Below are 15,978 nucleotides of genomic sequence, written 5' to 3'. Positions count from 1 at the left end.
CGTTTTTCGGAAATACTTTAACGAAAGTTAACAACTGTTGCAGCTTATCTTAACATATTTCTTTTTTTCCATCCGGAAGCCGACGGGGTATTGCTGATAGCTGCCTGTTGTAAATTTATATTGTTTTGCTGCCACACATATGCAGCCAGGATTGCCGCCAATTTATTTATTTCGGCGGATTCTGTTTGTAACACCTGCGGAGTGAAATACTTACCGATAAAGTTGGTATCAAAGTTTCCTTCAATAAATGCGGGTTGTTGTAACGCCCAATATCCGAACGGCAGCGTGGTTTTGATGCCTTTTACCTGGTACTCCGAAATGGCCCGCATCAGGCGAAGCCGCGCTTCTTCGCGGGTACTGCCCCAGGCAATGAGCTTGGCGATCATCGGATCATAGTAGATAGGGATATCCATACCCTGCTCATAACCATCATCTACCCGCACGCCATAACCCTGTGGACGGATATACGTTTCCAGCCGGCCAGTGTCAGGGAGGAAGTTATTAGCAGGATCTTCTGCACAAATGCGTAACTCTATGGCGTGGCCATTGATTTTGAGGTCATCCTGGGTAAAGGACAGTTGCTCGCCTCTGGCTATTTTGATTTGTTCTTTAACGAGGTCCAGCCCGGTGATCAGCTCTGTAACCGGGTGTTCTACTTGCAGGCGGGTATTCATTTCCAGGAAGTAGAAGTTCAGTTGTTCATCTACCAGAAATTCTACAGTGCCGGCGCCATAATAGTTACAGGCTTTGGCTACATCTACGGCACATTGTCCCATGGCAGCCCGGATAGCAGGTGTAAGGCAGGAAGAAGGGGCTTCTTCTATCAGCTTCTGATGACGGCGCTGTATAGAGCACTCTCTTTCAAACAAATACACACAGTGGCCGTGGCGGTCGCCCAGGATCTGTATTTCTATATGTCGTGGGGAACCCACATATTTTTCTATAAATACGGCATCGTCGCCAAATGCACTCAGGGCTTCGCTTTTCGCCATCCTGATCTGTTCGTCGAGTTCTTCAGCAGCATTCACCACACGCATTCCTTTACCACCACCGCCGGCAGAGGCTTTGATGAGAATAGGGAAGCCTGTTTTCTTCACTACTTCCCTTGCTTCTTCTACGCTACGCAACGGGGTTTCTGTGCCGGGAACCATGGGGACGCCAAATTTCTGCGCCGCCTGTTTGGCCGCCAGCTTACTTCCCATTACTTCAATGGACGCAGCAGAGGGACCTATAAAGGTAATGCCGGCGTCCGTAACCTGTTGGGCAAAGCGGGCATTTTCACTTAAGAAACCATAGCCGGGATGTATACCATCAGCGCCTTTTTCTTTCGCCACGGCAATGATTTTTTCACCCAGCAGATAGGATTGATTGGATGGAGCAGGACCTATACAAACCGCTTCATCCGCATATTGTACAAATGGCATGGTACGATCCGCTTCGGAGTACACTGCTACTGTTTTAATCCCCATTTCCCTTGCAGAACGCATAATGCGTAAGGCTATTTCCCCCCGATTGGCAACCAGAATTTTATTCATCGCTACTTTTTATGGAGGGGCTAATATAGTTCTTTAGGAGCATAAAGCGGAAAGCAGAAGGCAAAAAGCTATCGAAGCGGTTGACCAGCGAGTATGTTGCCTTTGTTCATCCGCTTCGATAGCTTTTTGTTTTCTGATTTCCGCTTTATGTTATCTTTGCGGCGATCATGAAACAAAACAGCCCAATCCACCAGACATTTACCCTCGTAAAAAAGGACCTTAAGCTGGAATTACGCCAGCAGTATGCTTTTTATGGGGTATTACTCTATATCGTTTCTACCGTATTTGTTATCAACCTGATGATGGGACGGCCGGAAGATAAGGTGTGGAACGCCCTTTTCTGGGTGATACAGCTGTTTGTGGCGGTAAACGCAGTGGCCAAAAGCTTCATGCAGGAAAGCAGGGGCCGTTTGTTGTACTTCTATTCATTAGTCAATCCCCGGGTGTTTATTGCGGCCAAGCTGATTTACAATGTGATATTGATGACCCTGATGAGCCTTATAGCACTGGTATGCAGTATTGCGTTTCTGGGGAATCCTATCATTAACCCCTTTTATTTCATTGGAATGGTGCTGCTGGGAGGGGTTAGTTTATCCCTGTTGTTTACGATGCTGGCCGCTATAGCGGCTCAGGCTAACCATAATGCTGCCCTCATGGCGGTAATGGGCTTCCCGTTGATTATGCCGGTGCTGATGTTGCTGGCTAATATTTCCTTGTCGGCCTTTGTGACCGTATTTCAACCGGAGCTGCCTAAGATGTTCCTGTTGCTGGGGGGAATGGATATCCTCGTAATTGCCCTGACAATGATCCTTTTCCCGTTTCTGTGGAAAGACTGATATTAGAAATATCAAATAAAAACGCTACTTATGTAAAGGATATTTAACAGGGATTTACTGCTGTTGGATAAACTTAAAATCCCCGAAAAGCTTTGCGGTTAGGTTTAAAACCTGTAGGTTTGCCCCCGAATATAGCTGTTAAAAAATGGCCAGACATTGGTGGAAAGCATTAGCGATACTGCTTCTTATATATGTAATTATCGCCGGGTTCACTGTTAAAATACCTATAATAGGAACCAATGGACAATCATCCCGCGGATTGTTCTTTCACGTACCGATGTGGATATGTATGTATACCATGTTCACTATCTCGATTGTCAACTCCCTGCTTTACCTGTCAAAATATGATCTGAAGAAAGATGTAATTGCTTCCAGCGCAGCTGGAGTAGGTACTTTCTTTGGCGTATTGGGTTTTGCTACCGGTACACTTTGGGCTACTTATACCTGGGGGGGTACATTGACAGATGATCCTAAGCAAATGTGTACAGCCATTGCGATATTGATTTATATGGCTTACCTGGTATTGCGGATGTCTATCCATGACCTCGACAAACGGGCACGCATATCCGCAGTTTTCAATGTTTTTGCATTTGCATTATTAATACCACTGACCTATATCATTCCCCGCATGGTGGACTCCTTACATCCGGGAAGTGCTACCACACCGGGTTTTGCTTCTAAAGATACAGATGGTTCCATGAAAATGGTGTTGTATCCGGCGTTTATTGGCTGGACTTTACTGAGTGTGTGGATCTTTACACTGGTGGTGCGTTATAAGAAATTACAGCTTAAAAATATTTTTAAATGATCAACAAAGCGTTTTCATTTTGCCTGAGCCTGGCCTTGTTATTAATATCAGTACTGGCAAATGCACAACAGCAGAATACAGAGAAAGGACCTGTCAACGAATTCTTTCGCAGCAATGATAAGATATATGTGATAGTAGGCGTTTTAGTGATCATCTTTACCGGAATTGTATTGTTTCTGATCAGATTGGATAGAAAGATCGGTAAGCTGGAAGAAAGAGATAGAAATAACCCATAATTGCTTAAAATCTAATCGTTATACCAAAACAATAATTTATGTCGCAAGATCAGCATTATAGCTTTTTCCAGAGTGTGGAAAGAAGCTTCGACAAAGCAGCTGCGTTCACCAAATGGGACAAAGGTATCCTGGAGCAGATCAAAGCCTGCAACGCCGTTTACCAGATTAAATTCCCGGTGAGAATAGGCGATTCTGTACAGGTAATTGAAGCTTACCGTGTACAACATTCCCATCATAAGCTCCCTTGTAAGGGTGGTATCCGCTTCAGCGAAGAAGTAAACCAGGACGAAGTAATGGCGTTGGCATCCCTGATGACCTACAAATGTGCCATTGTGAATGTGCCGTTTGGTGGTGCTAAAGGTGGTTTGAAAATCAATCCCCGCAACTATACTCCCTTCCAGCTGGAAGCTATTACCCGTCGTTATACGGCTGAACTGGTAAAGAAAAACTTTATCGGCCCCGGTACAGACGTTCCGGCTCCTGACTATGGAACCGGTGAAAGAGAAATGAGCTGGATACTGGATACTTACATGAGCTTACGTCCGGGTGAAATTGACGGTTATGGTTGCGTTACCGGTAAACCTGTATCACAGGGTGGTGTACGTGGTCGTACAGAAGCTACTGGTTTAGGTGTTTTCTACGGTTTACGTGAACTGTGCAATATCAAGGAAGATATGGACCGTTTGGGCCTGACTACTGGTATTGAAGGTAAACGTGTGATTGTACAGGGTATGGGTAACGTGGGCTACCACGCTGCTAAATACTTCCACGAAGCAGGTGCTAAAGTTATCTGTCTGATCGAGTGGGATGGTGCTATCTTCAACGAACAGGGTCTGAATCCTGATGAAGTGCTGATGCACAAAAAAGCTACCGGTTCTATCATCAACTTCGCCGGTGCTACCAACCTGAATAAAAATACAGACGGTCTGGAACTGGATTGCGAAATCCTGATCCCAGCTGCCCTGGAAAATGTAATTGATAAACATAACGCGCCTAATGTAAAGGCAAAAATCATCGGGGAAGCTGCCAATGGTCCGTTAACACCGGAAGCAGATGAAATCCTGAATAAGAAAGGGGTAATCGTTGTTCCGGATATGTTCCTGAATGCCGGTGGTGTAACCGTTTCTTACTTCGAGTGGTTGAAAAACCTGAGCCACGTGCGTTATGGCCGTTTAGGAAAACGCTTTGATGAGAATATGAACATTCATATCCTGCAAACCATCGAAGACCTGACTGGTAAAAAAGTATCTGAGAAAGAAAGGAAATTCATCGGACACGGTGCGGATGAAGTGGATCTGGTATATTCCGGTTTGGAAGAAACCATGCACGCTGCACTCCACGAAGTACGTGATGTGATGATGGCAAATCCGCAGATTCATGATATGCGTACTGCTGCTTATGTAGTAGCTATCAATAAAGTAGGTGCTGCTTACGAGCAACTGGGTATTTTCCCTTGATGCTACGCGATCAATAATTTTTGTAGCCTCCGCCTTTGGCGGAGGTTTTTTTTGAGGGTGCTTTGTTACTCAAATGCCGGCAACGCATGCAGAAACCGCCACTTGTTTTCCGTGGCGATATAATTGCCGCAAAAGGTATGAGTACCATTGGTAATTACCAGAAAAGTAGCCGGTATTACCATATTGTAGCGAATCACCTGTTGCATGGTTTGCTCGGTGAGCGGCACATTCATTTCCTTGCACTCTACCAGCATCCAGGGTTGCATCGCACGATTGTAGATCACGATATCATACCGCTTCTTCATCTCTCCCAAAAAAATTTCTTTTTCAATACCTATCAGCGAAGCCGGGTATTGTAGTACCTGCACCAGGTAGTTGAGAAAATTTTGCCGCACCCATTCTTCCGGGGTTAATACCACATATTTTTTACGATAGCGGTCAAAGATCAGTTCTTTGTCGCCTTCTCTGGTAATCTTAAAATCTGGTGGTGGGAAGCTGATAGCGATCAAGGTGCGATTGATTTTAATACGGTTGCGAAGATAGTCACATTAGGATAATATTGCCGTTAGCGAACAAAACCTTATATTTGCGTGTCAAAAGGCTATGAAGACAAAAGAAGAAATTGTAGCTAATTGGCTGCCCCGCTACACGGGTGAGAAACTGGACCAATTCGGGTCACACATCCTCCTCACCAATTTCAGTAACTATGTAACTATGTTTGCCGAATGGAACAACGTTGAAATCGTTGGCGCCGGTAAACCCATGCAGTGCGCTACTGCAGGCGATATCACCATCATTAACTTCGGGATGGGAAGTCCCGGTGCTGCTACCGTGATGGACCTTTTATCTGCCATCTCTCCCAAAGCGGTATTATTCCTCGGAAAATGCGGTGGATTGAAAAAGAAAAACAACATCGGCGACCTGATACTGCCTATCGCAGCCATCAGGGGAGAAGGTACCAGCAACGACTATTTCCCGCCGGAAGTACCTGCACTGCCAGCATTCGCCCTGCAGAAGGCCATTTCCACGACCATCCGCGACTCCGGTTACGACTATTGGACAGGCACCTGCTATACTACTAACCGCCGCGTATGGGAGCATGACGGCGAATTCAAGCAATACCTCGAAAAGATCAGGGCCATGGCAGTGGACATGGAAACCGCTACTATTTTTTCTGTGGGTTTCTATAATAAAATTCCTACCGGCGCTTTATTGCTCGTATCTGACCAGCCCATGGTGCCAGAAGGCGTGAAAACGGAAGAAAGCGACAAAAAAGTGACTACTAAATTTGTGGAACGTCACCTGAAAGTGGGGATCGACTCTTTACAGAAGCTGATCGACAGTCACCAAACCGTGAAGCACCTGCGTTTTTAGAATTGTTGTATCTTCCCGCTATGCTTTCCACGCGGGTAGAGATACAGGACCTGGCCGTTACTTTCCGGTCAGGCCCCACCACAACAACAGCCGTTAATCACATTTCCCTTTCCATTGGTAAGGGAGAAATAGTGGGTGTAGTAGGAGAATCCGGTTCGGGTAAATCTGTTACGGCGCTCTCGCTCATGCGGCTGATAGACATGCCCGGCGTCATCTCCGGAGGAAAAATCCTTTACCAGGCAACAGATGAAGTAGCAGTAGATCTGCTACAATTGCCCGCTGCAGACATGCGCAGCTACCGGGGCAATGAAATAGCCATGATATTTCAGGAGCCGATGACGGCTCTTAATCCGCTACATACCTGCGGCGATCAGGTAGCGGAAGTCATTCGCCAGCATAACCATCCCACCCGCGCAGCTACCCGGGAACAGGTAATTGCCCTCTTCGAAAAAGTAAAACTGCCTGATCCTGCCGGCATCCTGAATCGTTATCCACATGAATTGTCCGGTGGTCAAAAGCAGCGGGTCATGATTGCCATGGCTATTTCCTGCCATCCCCGCCTGCTGATAGCCGATGAACCTACCACCGCCTTAGATGTCACCGTGCAGAAGGCCATCCTGGAATTACTCCGGGAGCTACAACAGCAAATGGATATGAGCGTGATCTTCATTACACACGATCTGGGCGTGGTGGCTGAAATTGCCAGCAGGGTAGTGGTGATGTATAAAGGAAATATTGTAGAAACGGGAGAAGTGAAAGCCGTGTTTCAGCATCCGCAACACCCTTATACCAAAGGGCTGCTGGCTTGCAGGCCCCCATTGGATAAGCGTTTGGTACGACTCCCGGTGATCCGCGACTTCATGGAAACAGACTCACAGGGACAGATATACGAAAAAGCCGGCGCCATCCAGGAGCTGGTACATTCGCTGGTGATTCCGCCGGCTATGTTACAACAACGGGAGCAACAACTGGTGGCAGCTCCGCCATTGCTGCAGGTAACCGGACTTAAAACCTGGTTCCCGGTGAAGAAAAGCATTACCGGCAAAGTGCTGCAATGGGCAAAGGCCGTAGACGATGTGAGCTTTGAAGTAAAAACGGGCGAAACCCTTGGCCTGGTAGGAGAATCCGGCTGTGGTAAAACTACCCTGGGAAGATCTTTGTTAAGATTAATACCCCCCACGGCCGGACAAATTATTTATAAAGGGCAAGACATCGGCAGCTTATCACCGGGTGAAATGAGGGCATTGCGCAAGGATATGCAGTTGATTTTCCAGGACCCGTATGCTTCGCTGAATCCGCGCCAAACCATTGGAGCGGCTATTCTGGAGCCCATGCAGGTGCATGGTTTGTATGGAAATGAACGTAGTCAGCGGGAAAGAGTAGTAGCGTTACTGGAGAAGGTAAACCTGCCAGCCGATTACTATCACCGGTATCCGCACGAATTTTCAGGTGGGCAGCGGCAGCGGATTGTGATTGCGCGCGCATTGGCGGTGGAGCCATCGTTCATTATCTGTGATGAGTCGGTGGCGGCGCTGGATGTGAGTATACAGGCGCAGGTGCTGAATTTGCTGATCCGTTTACGGGAGGAGCTGGGCTTCACCTGTATTTTTATTTCCCATGATTTGTCGGTGGTACGGTTTATCAGCGACCGGATGATGGTGATGCAGCGGGGGAAAATAGTAGAAATGGGGGCGGCAGATGCTGTTTATAATTACCCACAGGAACCTTATACCCGACAACTGATTGCAGCTATTCCTAAAGGAATGTAATATATAATTATCTGATTAATACGCTTTCTATATCATTTTTTGATGATGTTGATATTAATCGGTAGTTTTGCACCTCTAAAAATTCATTCATACCGTAATATGAAACTATCACAGTTCAAATTCGATCTTCCTTTAAATCTGATCGCCCAGCACCCAAGCAAGACAAGAGATGAATCACGTTTAATGGTGGTACATCGTAATACCGGCAAAATTGAGCACAAAGTATTCAAAGACATCCTTGGTTATTTCAATGACAAGGACGTAATGATTGTGAACAATACGAAGGTATTTCCTGCGAGATTGTATGGTCGTAAAGAAAAGACAGGAGCAAAAATTGAGGTATTCCTGCTGCGTGAGCTGAACAAGCAAAACCGCCTGTGGGATGTAATTGTTGACCCGGCCCGTAAAATTCGTGTAGGCAACAAATTGTATTTTGGCGATGACGAAACGTTGGTGGCAGAAGTAATTGATAACACTACTTCCAGAGGCCGTACTATTCGTTTTTTATTTGAGGGTAATGATGATGAGTTCAAACAGGTGTTAGATCAGCTGGGTGAAACGCCATTGCCTAAGTATATTAAACGTAAGCCGGAAGATGAAGATAAAGAGCGTTATCAAACGGTGTATGCCAAGTACGAAGGCGCTGTAGCTGCACCTACCGCAGGTTTGCACTTCAGCCGGGAGTTGATCAAGCGTTTGGAAATCAAAGGTGTTAAGTTTGCAGAAGTAACGCTGCACACTGGTTTAGGTACTTTCCGCCCAATTGAGGTAGAAGACCTGAGCAAGCACAAAATGGATGCGGAGTATTTTCACATCGAAGATCATGCTGTGAAAGTGGTGAACAAAGCGAAGGAAGAGAACCGCAGAATCTGCGCAATCGGTACTACCTCTGTTCGTGCCGTAGAATCTTCTGTGACTGCGCAAAACCACCTGAAGGCTGCTGAAGGATGGACTAACACCTTCATTCATCCGCCTTACGAATTTGCTATTCCAAATGCAATGGTAACGAACTTCCACCTGCCTAAGACCAGCTTACTGATCATGACCTGCGCCTTTGCAGGATATGACCTGGTAATGGAAGCTTATCAGCAGGCTATTAAGGAAAAATACCGTTTCTTCAGCTATGGCGATGCCATGTTGATCGTTTAAAAAAGTTATGAATTACGAATTGCATATTTCAGATTACTCCCGTAGCCTGGAATAGGTAATTCGTAATTCTTTTTTATATGGAATATAAAAAAGTAGCCATCATTGTTGCCGGAGGCTCCGGTACCCGGATGCAGAGTACTGTCCCAAAACAGTTTCTGGACCTGTCAGGAAAACCTGTCCTATACCACACTATTACTGCTTTCGCCACTGCTTTTCCGGATATGGAAATTGTATTGGTACTGCCGGAAGCTCACTTCACTTTTGCCAGCGATTTATTATCTGCCTTTGAACAACGGCCGGCTATTACCATTGTAAACGGAGGAGCAACCCGTTTCCATTCCGTAAAAAATGGGTTACAACAAGTGACCACACCATCTGTGGTATTTGTACATGACGGCGTACGTCCGTTGGTATCTCCTACGTTGATCCGTCACTGTTATGAAGCTGCTATCAGCCATGGTAGTGCTATTCCTGTTGTGGATATGAAAGATAGTATCCGGGAGATAACAGACGGCAATAATGCTGCTGTGGATCGTGATCGTTTCAAAATCATTCAAACCCCTCAAACCTTTCTTTCGGAATTAATTCTGCCTGCTTTTGAACTGCCGTTTGATCCGTTATTTACGGATGAAGCTACGGTAGTGGAGCGACTGGGACATCCCGTGTACCTGGTGGCAGGAGAGGAATCTAATATCAAAATTACCAAACCACTGGATCTGACGATTGCGGAAGCGCTGTTGAAAGACAGGCAAGCGGCTGTATAAAATCAGTTGCTTTTAATAATATCTGTGGAAGCCAACGGCGGCTGCTTTTGCGGTGTCAGTAAAAGGAATAGATGCTACAATCATGCGATTGGTAAAGGTATCGCATTTGGTCACGTTGGCAGCGCCCTGGAATATTTGTCCCTGGATGGTAACGTATTCATGTTTAATATTTTGTTTGGTCAGCCAGTTGGCAATGGTGTCGCTGGTGGTGGTTAATGCTTTACCCCAGGGATCATTGCAGAGGGTTTCTTTATGCGACATATAGGCTGCAACAGGAGGAGGGGGATCTTTAAAGCAGGAGGAAAGTATTAGGGCCGCCGTCAGTACAAAAAGTATACGTTTCATAATTATTGGTTGTGTTATGAAAACGGGCAGACGGCGGCTATTGTTACAATAACAAATTATTTGGCGGCAGCTGTTTCAGACAGGCCTTTATTTATTTTCGCTAAAATCTGGTGTGCTACATCCATTGCCTGGAGGCCATCAATGGCATTGACCACTACTGGTTTATTTTGCAGGATGCTGTCGCGGAACATTTCCAGTTCCATGCGGATAGCGTTGGATTGTTTGATTTCCGGGTTATCGATCGCGATGGTTTTTTTGCCATTGTTGGTTTCGATATCCAGGGTAAATAAGCCTTCGTCTTCTGGTGTTTTGAGTTTGATGATCTCTGCTTTTTTATCCAGGAAGTCGATGCCGATATAGGCGTCTTTCTGGAAGAGGCGCATTTTGCGCATTTTCTTCAGGGAGATGCGGCTGGAAGTGAGATTGGCTACGCAACCATTATGGAATTCGATGCGTACGTTGGCGATATCCGGTGTGTCGCTCATTACGGCTACACCACTGGCGGAGATGCGGCTAACGGTAGATTTCACGATGCTGAGGATGATGTCGATATCATGGATCATCAGATCGAGGATCACGCTTACATCGGTGCCACGTGGGTTAAATTCAGCGAGGCGATGTACTTCAATAAACATGGGTTTCAGATCATACCCTTTGAGTGCCAGGAAGGCGGGGTTGAATCTTTCCACATGGCCCACCTGGAATTTGATATTGGCTTCATCCACCAGTTTTACCAGTGTTTTAGCTTCATCCATGGTGTTGGTCATTGGTTTTTCCACAAATATGTGTTTGCCGTTCCGGATGGCTTGTTCACATAATTTGAAGTGGAGGGTGGTGGGCGCCACGATATCGATGGCATCTACCAGCTGTATGAGTTCTTCCGCCACGGTAAAGCGCGGAATATTATATTGCTCGGAGATACTGGCTGCATTAGCATTGTTTGGATCATAGAAGCCTATAACTTCTACGTCTTTCATAGTGGCTAGTTGAGAGAGGTGTATTTTACCTAAATGTCCTACGCCGAAGAGTCCTATTTTGAGCATATGGAATGAATAAATATCCGCGAAAGTAAACAAATATCATCATCTCAGATCACTCCTTCTTCTACAAGGCTGCAATAGCCGGTTTCAGAAACAATGATATGATCCAGTACATCAATATCGAAGAGGCCTCCCACATCTTTTATTTTGCGGGTGATGTGGATATCTGCCTGGCTGGGGCGGAGGCTGCCGGATGGGTGATTATGGCAGAGGAGTAATTTGGTGGCGTTGGCATCGAGTGCTTCACGGAAAATGATGCGGGTGTCTACTACGGTGCCGGTCATGCCGCCATTGCTCATACAACGGTGCTTCAACACTTTATTGGCGTGGTTGAGAAACATGACATGGAAAGATTCATGGTATTGATCGGCGAGCAGAGGCTTAAAATATAGGGCGGCGTCTGCACCGCACCTGATAACGCTTTTTTTGTGGATGGCGCCCGCCTGTCGTCTGCGGGCCAGTTCCATAGCGGCTAAAACGGTGACCGCTTTGGCATGTCCCATTCCACGAAGGTTTTTCAGCTGTTTCACATTGATTTTTCCCAGTTCAGCAAGATTGTTATGTGCCAGGCGTAGTATTTCTGTGGCTAATTCCAGGGCTGACTTGTGTTTATGACCGGTTTGCAATAAAATGGCGAGTAGTTCTGCATCGCTGAGGGTGGCGGCGCCGGTATTCATTAATTTTTCCCTGGGTTTTTCATTTTCCGGCCAATAGCGAATGGCCAGATAAGTGGCTGGTTTAGGGGTTACAAACATGACTTATTCCATTTACCCAAATATACTTCTCTTCCCCCGGTTTGTCTTCCACTCCTCCCCATTTTTTTATTCTATATGATTCTGATCATTATAAAATTGTTATATTGGGTATCGATCGTTATGGGAATTTTTCGGGAGCTTTTACCTTTCCGAGCAATATGATACAAAGCATGTTATAGTTGTTTAAAAACAACTATATGGAAAGCATTTTAAAAAAAATCAGGCTGGTACACCCAAAAATCATAGTTTTGCAACCTCTTTTCCACTAGTATCTAGTATGCAACCTTCAGTAAAAATTTTCACAGGCAACAGTAATCCGGCATTGGCCGAGAAAATTGCCAAGAAATATGGCAAGGGTCTTAATGGCGGTCTTGGCAAAGTAAAGATCCAGAAATTCAGTGATGGCGAAATTCAGCCGGTATTTCTGGAAAGTATCCGTGGCGACTATGTTTTTCTCATTCAGGGTACCAGTGCTCCATCAGATAATCTACTGGAGCTGCTGCTGATGATTGATGCTGCCAAACGTGCTTCTGCCGGCTACATTACCGCAGTAATCCCTTATTTCGGATATGCCCGCCAGGACAGAAAGGATAAACCCCGTGTAGCCATCGGCTCTAAACTGGTCGCTAATTTGCTGACCTCTGCAGGTGCTAACAGGGTGATAACCATGGATTTACATGCTCCGCAGATCCAGGGCTTCTTCGATATCCCGGTAGATCACCTCGATAGTTCCGCTATTTTTATTCCTTATATAGAGAATTTAAGGCTGGAAAACCTTACCTTTGCGTCCCCTGATGTAGGAAGTACTAACAGAGTACGTGAAGTAGCCTCCTACTTTAATGCGGAAATGGTGATTTGCGATAAACATCGTAAGCGTGCCAATGAAATCGCATCCATGGTAGTGATCGGAGACGTAACAAACAGGGATATTGTGCTCATTGATGATATCTGTGATACTGCAGGTACCCTTTCCAAAGCTGCTAACCTGTTAAAGKAAAAAGGCGCCAGAAGTGTACGTGCATTTTGTACTCACCCCGTATTTAGCGGAAATGCGTACGAAAACATCCAGAACTCAGTACTGCAGGAGATAGTGGTATGTGATACCATTCCTATCAAACCACAGGGGCCCGATTCCAAAATAAAGGTGATTTCAGTAGCAGAGCTGTTTGCGGTAGCTATTCGTAACATGCACGAAAACAAATCTATCACCAGCCTGTTTATTCACAGTCATCGCCGGGGAGAATAACGAGTATTTTTAAACATCAATATAAATTGTCTAAACAATGAAAACAATAACCATCGAAGGACAACTCAGGAGCGAATTCGGCAAAAAAGCCACCCGCCAGATCCGTTCTGAGGAAAAAGTGCCTTGCGTTATTTACGGGGGTGCAGAAACTGTTAATTTTTCAGCTCCTGCCAAAGCATTCAAAACCCTGGTTTACACTGCCGATTTCCAAATCGCAGAAGTGAAACTGGGCGCTAAAACTTACAGATGTGTATTGAAAGATCTGCAGTTTGATGTAGTTACTGACGAACTGGCTCACATCGATTTCATGGAGCTGGTAGACGACAAACAAGTAAGCGTAACTATTCCAATTAAACTGGTAGGTTCTTCTGTAGGTGTTAAAGCTGGTGGTAAACTGGTTAGCAAACTGAAAGCACTGAAAGTAAAAACTTTGCCTAAGCACCTGGTAGAAAACATCGAAGTTAACATCGATAACCTGGAGCTGAATGCAAACATCCGTGTTGAAGACGTGAAAGTAGAAGGTATCGAAATTACCAACTCTCCACGTATTCCTATCGCTTCTGTGGTAATGACCCGTCAGCTGCGTCAGGAAGAAGCTACTGCTGAAAAAGACGCTAAAAAGAAATAATCTTTTAGAAATATTTTTCCAAAAAGCCTCTCTACTTTTAGAGGGGCTTTTTAGTTTAGAATTACCAATTACGAATTATGGATCTTCGGGAAGATCTTCCGTAATTATCTTCTCACAAATCTGTAATTCGTAATTCCTAATTCGTAATTTTCTCAAATGAAATACTTAATTGCAGGATTAGGCAATATCGGAGATGAATACAAGCATACCCGCCATAACATCGGGTTTGATGTGGTAGATGCTTTTGCTGCCAAGCATAACGCGGTTTTTAATAACGATCGCCTGGCAGATGTAGCCGAATGTAAATGGAAAGGCAAAACCTTTATCGTGATTAAGCCTACTACGTACATGAACCTCAGTGGCCGGGCCATCAAATACTGGATGGATAAGGAAAAGATTCCAGTAGAAAACCTGCTCGTGATCCTCGACGATCTGGCGCTTCCTATTGAAGTGATCCGTTTGCGCCCCGGTGGCAGCGATGCCGGACATAACGGTTTGAAAAGCATCCAGGAATCATTAGGTACTAACCAGTATCCGCGACTGCGTTTCGGTGTGGGCAACAACTACCCCAAAGGCCGCCAGGTGGATTTTGTACTCAGCAAATGGAAAAATGTGGAGGAAGCGGTAGTACAGGAGAAAATTAATAAGAGCACAGAAATTATAGAGAGTTTCGCCAGTATCGGCATTGCCCGTACCATGAATGACTGTAATAAACTCACCTTCCAGTTGTGATGGCATCACTGATCGCTATCTGTTTTTTTTATCTTTAAAAAAAAGCGCATTATGAAAATTATTTGCGTAGGCAGGAATTATGCCGACCATGCCAAAGAGTTAAAGAACGAAGTGCCTGATGAACCTGTATTGTTCATGAAGCCAAAGAATGCATTACTACAAAATGGGCATCCTTTCTATTACCCGGAATTTACCACCAATCTGCATTACGAATGTGAGTTGGTGCTGAGAGTCAGCAAAAATGGGAAGCATATACAGGAAAAGTTTGCCGATAAGTACTATGACCACATTTCCGTAGGGATTGACTTTACCGCGCGTGATCTGCAGGATAAGCAAAAAGCGAAGGGATTACCCTGGGAAATAGCCAAAGCTTTCGACAACTCCGCTCTGGTAGGCAATTTTATTCCCATTACCCCGGAAATGGATAAAAAAGATATTAACTTCTGTTTATATAAGAATAAAACATTGGCCCAGTCAGGTAATACCAAGGATCTCTTATTTTCTTTCGACTTCCTGGTAGCCTATATTTCCCGGTTCTTTACCCTGAATATTGGCGACCTGATCTTTACCGGTACACCTGCCGGTGTAGGACCTGCTCAAATTGGAGATGGATTTGAAGCTTTTATTGAAGACGACAGCCTGCTGGAATTTTCCGTGAAATAAGCTTTTTGCCTGTTTATTAATAGAAGAATTGGCGAAGAAAAGCAGTTTTACACCTGCTTTCTTCGCCAATTTTTTTTTTGTGAGATATTGCAAAATGAGTTTAAAACGGAAAAATCAGTCGAAAATAAGTCCTTTTAAGCCCTTTTAACCCTAAGAAGGAATATTGGCATAAATAGTATCCAGGATGCGGGTGAGCTCCGAATAATCAGCTTCTGAGAGTGTTTTCCAGCCAATTTTTCGCATATCATATACCAGTGATTTCACGTCTTTATATTTATCCACACCCTCCGGGGTTAGCTGTAAATATACCTTGCGACGGTCCTGTGCATCGGTTTCCCTTTTTACCAGTCCTTTTTTTACCAGTAATTCTATAATGCGCGAAATGGTGGTAATATCCTTGGAAGTATTACGCGCCAGTTCGTTATGAGTAGTTTTTTTATGCTTATAGAGGTTCTCTATTAGCAGCCATTGATCCACTGTGATGTCCTTCTGTTGGGCATCGAACATTTTTTGCCAGTAGTTGCGCAATTTTTTAAGCGTAGCATCCAACTTAAAAAAAGAGGGATTACTGACGAAAGTATCAGTCATATTAATTAATTTGCATTAGCAACTGTTGCTATGGCAACTATTGTTTTTGAACC

The 15,978-nt window shown here is 45.0% G+C and carries 18 protein-coding genes; 12 read left to right on the top strand and 6 right to left on the bottom strand.

All coding sequences use genetic code 11. The features are described 5' to 3' along the window. Positions 1-44: 44 nt before the first annotated feature. Complete coding sequence (gene accC / locus AC1DFM_RS06600; protein WP_477075904.1) at positions 45-1,535, bottom strand: acetyl-CoA carboxylase biotin carboxylase subunit; 1,491 nt, start codon at positions 1,533-1,535, stop codon at positions 45-47. A 167-nt stretch (positions 1,536-1,702) separates the two neighbouring features. On the opposite strand from accC, the gene AC1DFM_RS06595 reads away from it, so the two are divergent. The 4 genes from AC1DFM_RS06595 to AC1DFM_RS06580 all read left to right on the top strand — a co-directional run bounded on the left by AC1DFM_RS06595 (position 1,703) and on the right by AC1DFM_RS06580 (position 4,872). Continuing rightward, positions 1,703-2,371: a heme exporter protein CcmB gene (locus AC1DFM_RS06595; protein ID WP_291918019.1), complete on the top strand. Its 669-nt coding sequence runs from the start codon at positions 1,703-1,705 to the stop codon at positions 2,369-2,371. A gap of 145 nt (positions 2,372-2,516) precedes the next feature. Continuing rightward, positions 2,517-3,179, top strand: coding sequence for a cytochrome c biogenesis protein CcsA (gene ccsA, locus AC1DFM_RS06590; protein WP_477075903.1), 663 nt, complete (start codon positions 2,517-2,519; stop codon positions 3,177-3,179). Continuing rightward, entirely contained in the window at positions 3,176-3,415 is a 240-nt protein-coding gene (locus AC1DFM_RS06585) for a CcmD family protein (RefSeq protein WP_477075902.1), read from the top strand. Before ccsA ends, AC1DFM_RS06585 begins: the two co-directional genes overlap by 4 nt. A 38-nt stretch (positions 3,416-3,453) precedes the next feature. Beyond that, positions 3,454-4,872 (top strand): Glu/Leu/Phe/Val family dehydrogenase, encoded by a 1,419-nt coding sequence (locus AC1DFM_RS06580; protein ID WP_477075901.1) that lies wholly within the window; start codon positions 3,454-3,456, stop codon positions 4,870-4,872. 65 nt (positions 4,873-4,937) lie between these two features. Here AC1DFM_RS06580 and AC1DFM_RS06575 read toward each other — a convergent pair whose 3' ends face one another. Continuing rightward, positions 4,938-5,381, bottom strand: coding sequence for a type I restriction enzyme HsdR N-terminal domain-containing protein (locus AC1DFM_RS06575; protein ID WP_477075900.1), 444 nt, complete (start codon positions 5,379-5,381; stop codon positions 4,938-4,940). A gap of 94 nt (positions 5,382-5,475) precedes the next feature. Between AC1DFM_RS06575 and AC1DFM_RS06570 the strand changes: the two genes are divergently transcribed. The 4 genes from AC1DFM_RS06570 to AC1DFM_RS06555 all read left to right on the top strand — a co-directional run bounded on the left by AC1DFM_RS06570 (position 5,476) and on the right by AC1DFM_RS06555 (position 9,928). Further along, positions 5,476-6,246 carry an AMP nucleosidase gene (locus AC1DFM_RS06570; RefSeq protein WP_477075899.1) on the top strand — a complete coding sequence of 257 codons (771 nt, stop codon included), beginning with the start codon at positions 5,476-5,478 and terminating at the stop codon, positions 6,244-6,246. Between the two features lie 20 nt (positions 6,247-6,266). Then, positions 6,267-8,015: an ABC transporter ATP-binding protein gene (locus AC1DFM_RS06565; protein ID WP_477075898.1), complete on the top strand. Its 1,749-nt coding sequence runs from the start codon at positions 6,267-6,269 to the stop codon at positions 8,013-8,015. A gap of 99 nt (positions 8,016-8,114) precedes the next feature. Then, the gene (queA, locus tag AC1DFM_RS06560; protein WP_477075897.1) at positions 8,115-9,164 is read left to right on the top strand and encodes a tRNA preQ1(34) S-adenosylmethionine ribosyltransferase-isomerase QueA; all 1,050 of its coding nucleotides are present in this window, start codon (positions 8,115-8,117) and stop codon (positions 9,162-9,164) included. A 77-nt stretch (positions 9,165-9,241) separates the two neighbouring features. Then, positions 9,242-9,928 (top strand): 2-C-methyl-D-erythritol 4-phosphate cytidylyltransferase, encoded by a 687-nt coding sequence (locus AC1DFM_RS06555; protein WP_477075896.1) that lies wholly within the window; start codon positions 9,242-9,244, stop codon positions 9,926-9,928. A gap of 12 nt (positions 9,929-9,940) precedes the next feature. Here AC1DFM_RS06555 and AC1DFM_RS06550 read toward each other — a convergent pair whose 3' ends face one another. Genes AC1DFM_RS06550 through radC form a run of 3 tightly spaced genes read right to left on the bottom strand, consistent with a single transcriptional unit; the run spans position 9,941 to position 12,068 of the window. Then, a complete protein-coding gene (locus AC1DFM_RS06550; protein WP_477075895.1) occupies positions 9,941-10,273 on the bottom strand; it encodes a membrane lipoprotein lipid attachment site-containing protein in 333 nt (110 codons plus the stop codon). 56 nt (positions 10,274-10,329) lie between these two features. After that, positions 10,330-11,316 (bottom strand): Gfo/Idh/MocA family protein, encoded by a 987-nt coding sequence (locus AC1DFM_RS06545; protein ID WP_477075894.1) that lies wholly within the window; start codon positions 11,314-11,316, stop codon positions 10,330-10,332. A 44-nt stretch (positions 11,317-11,360) separates the two neighbouring features. Continuing rightward, entirely contained in the window at positions 11,361-12,068 is a 708-nt protein-coding gene (gene radC, locus AC1DFM_RS06540) for a RadC family protein (RefSeq protein WP_477075893.1), read from the bottom strand. 277 nt (positions 12,069-12,345) lie between these two features. Between radC and AC1DFM_RS06535 the strand changes: the two genes are divergently transcribed. From AC1DFM_RS06535 to AC1DFM_RS06520, 4 genes are all read left to right on the top strand, one after another. Then, positions 12,346-13,314, top strand: a complete 969-nt coding sequence (locus AC1DFM_RS06535) for a ribose-phosphate pyrophosphokinase (RefSeq protein ID WP_477075892.1) — start codon at positions 12,346-12,348, stop codon at positions 13,312-13,314. Positions 13,315-13,351: 37 nt separating this feature from the next. After that, on the top strand, positions 13,352-13,942 hold the full coding sequence (locus AC1DFM_RS06530; RefSeq protein WP_477075891.1) for a 50S ribosomal protein L25: 591 nt from the start codon (positions 13,352-13,354) through the stop codon (positions 13,940-13,942). A 156-nt stretch (positions 13,943-14,098) separates the two neighbouring features. Further along, positions 14,099-14,674, top strand: a complete 576-nt coding sequence (gene pth / locus AC1DFM_RS06525) for an aminoacyl-tRNA hydrolase (RefSeq protein WP_477075890.1) — start codon at positions 14,099-14,101, stop codon at positions 14,672-14,674. Between the two features lie 51 nt (positions 14,675-14,725). Beyond that, a complete protein-coding gene (locus AC1DFM_RS06520; RefSeq protein WP_477075889.1) occupies positions 14,726-15,337 on the top strand; it encodes a fumarylacetoacetate hydrolase family protein in 612 nt (203 codons plus the stop codon). 150 nt (positions 15,338-15,487) lie between these two features. On the opposite strand, the gene AC1DFM_RS06515 is transcribed toward AC1DFM_RS06520, so the two are convergent. Next, positions 15,488-15,925 carry a MarR family winged helix-turn-helix transcriptional regulator gene (locus AC1DFM_RS06515; RefSeq protein ID WP_477075888.1) on the bottom strand — a complete coding sequence of 146 codons (438 nt, stop codon included), beginning with the start codon at positions 15,923-15,925 and terminating at the stop codon, positions 15,488-15,490. Positions 15,926-15,978 lie beyond the last annotated feature (53 nt).

Source organism: Chitinophaga sp. 05T412 (genome assembly GCF_056396465.1).
The sequence above is the reverse complement of the archived record's forward strand: the minus strand, read 5'-3'. Positions and strand labels throughout refer to the sequence as shown.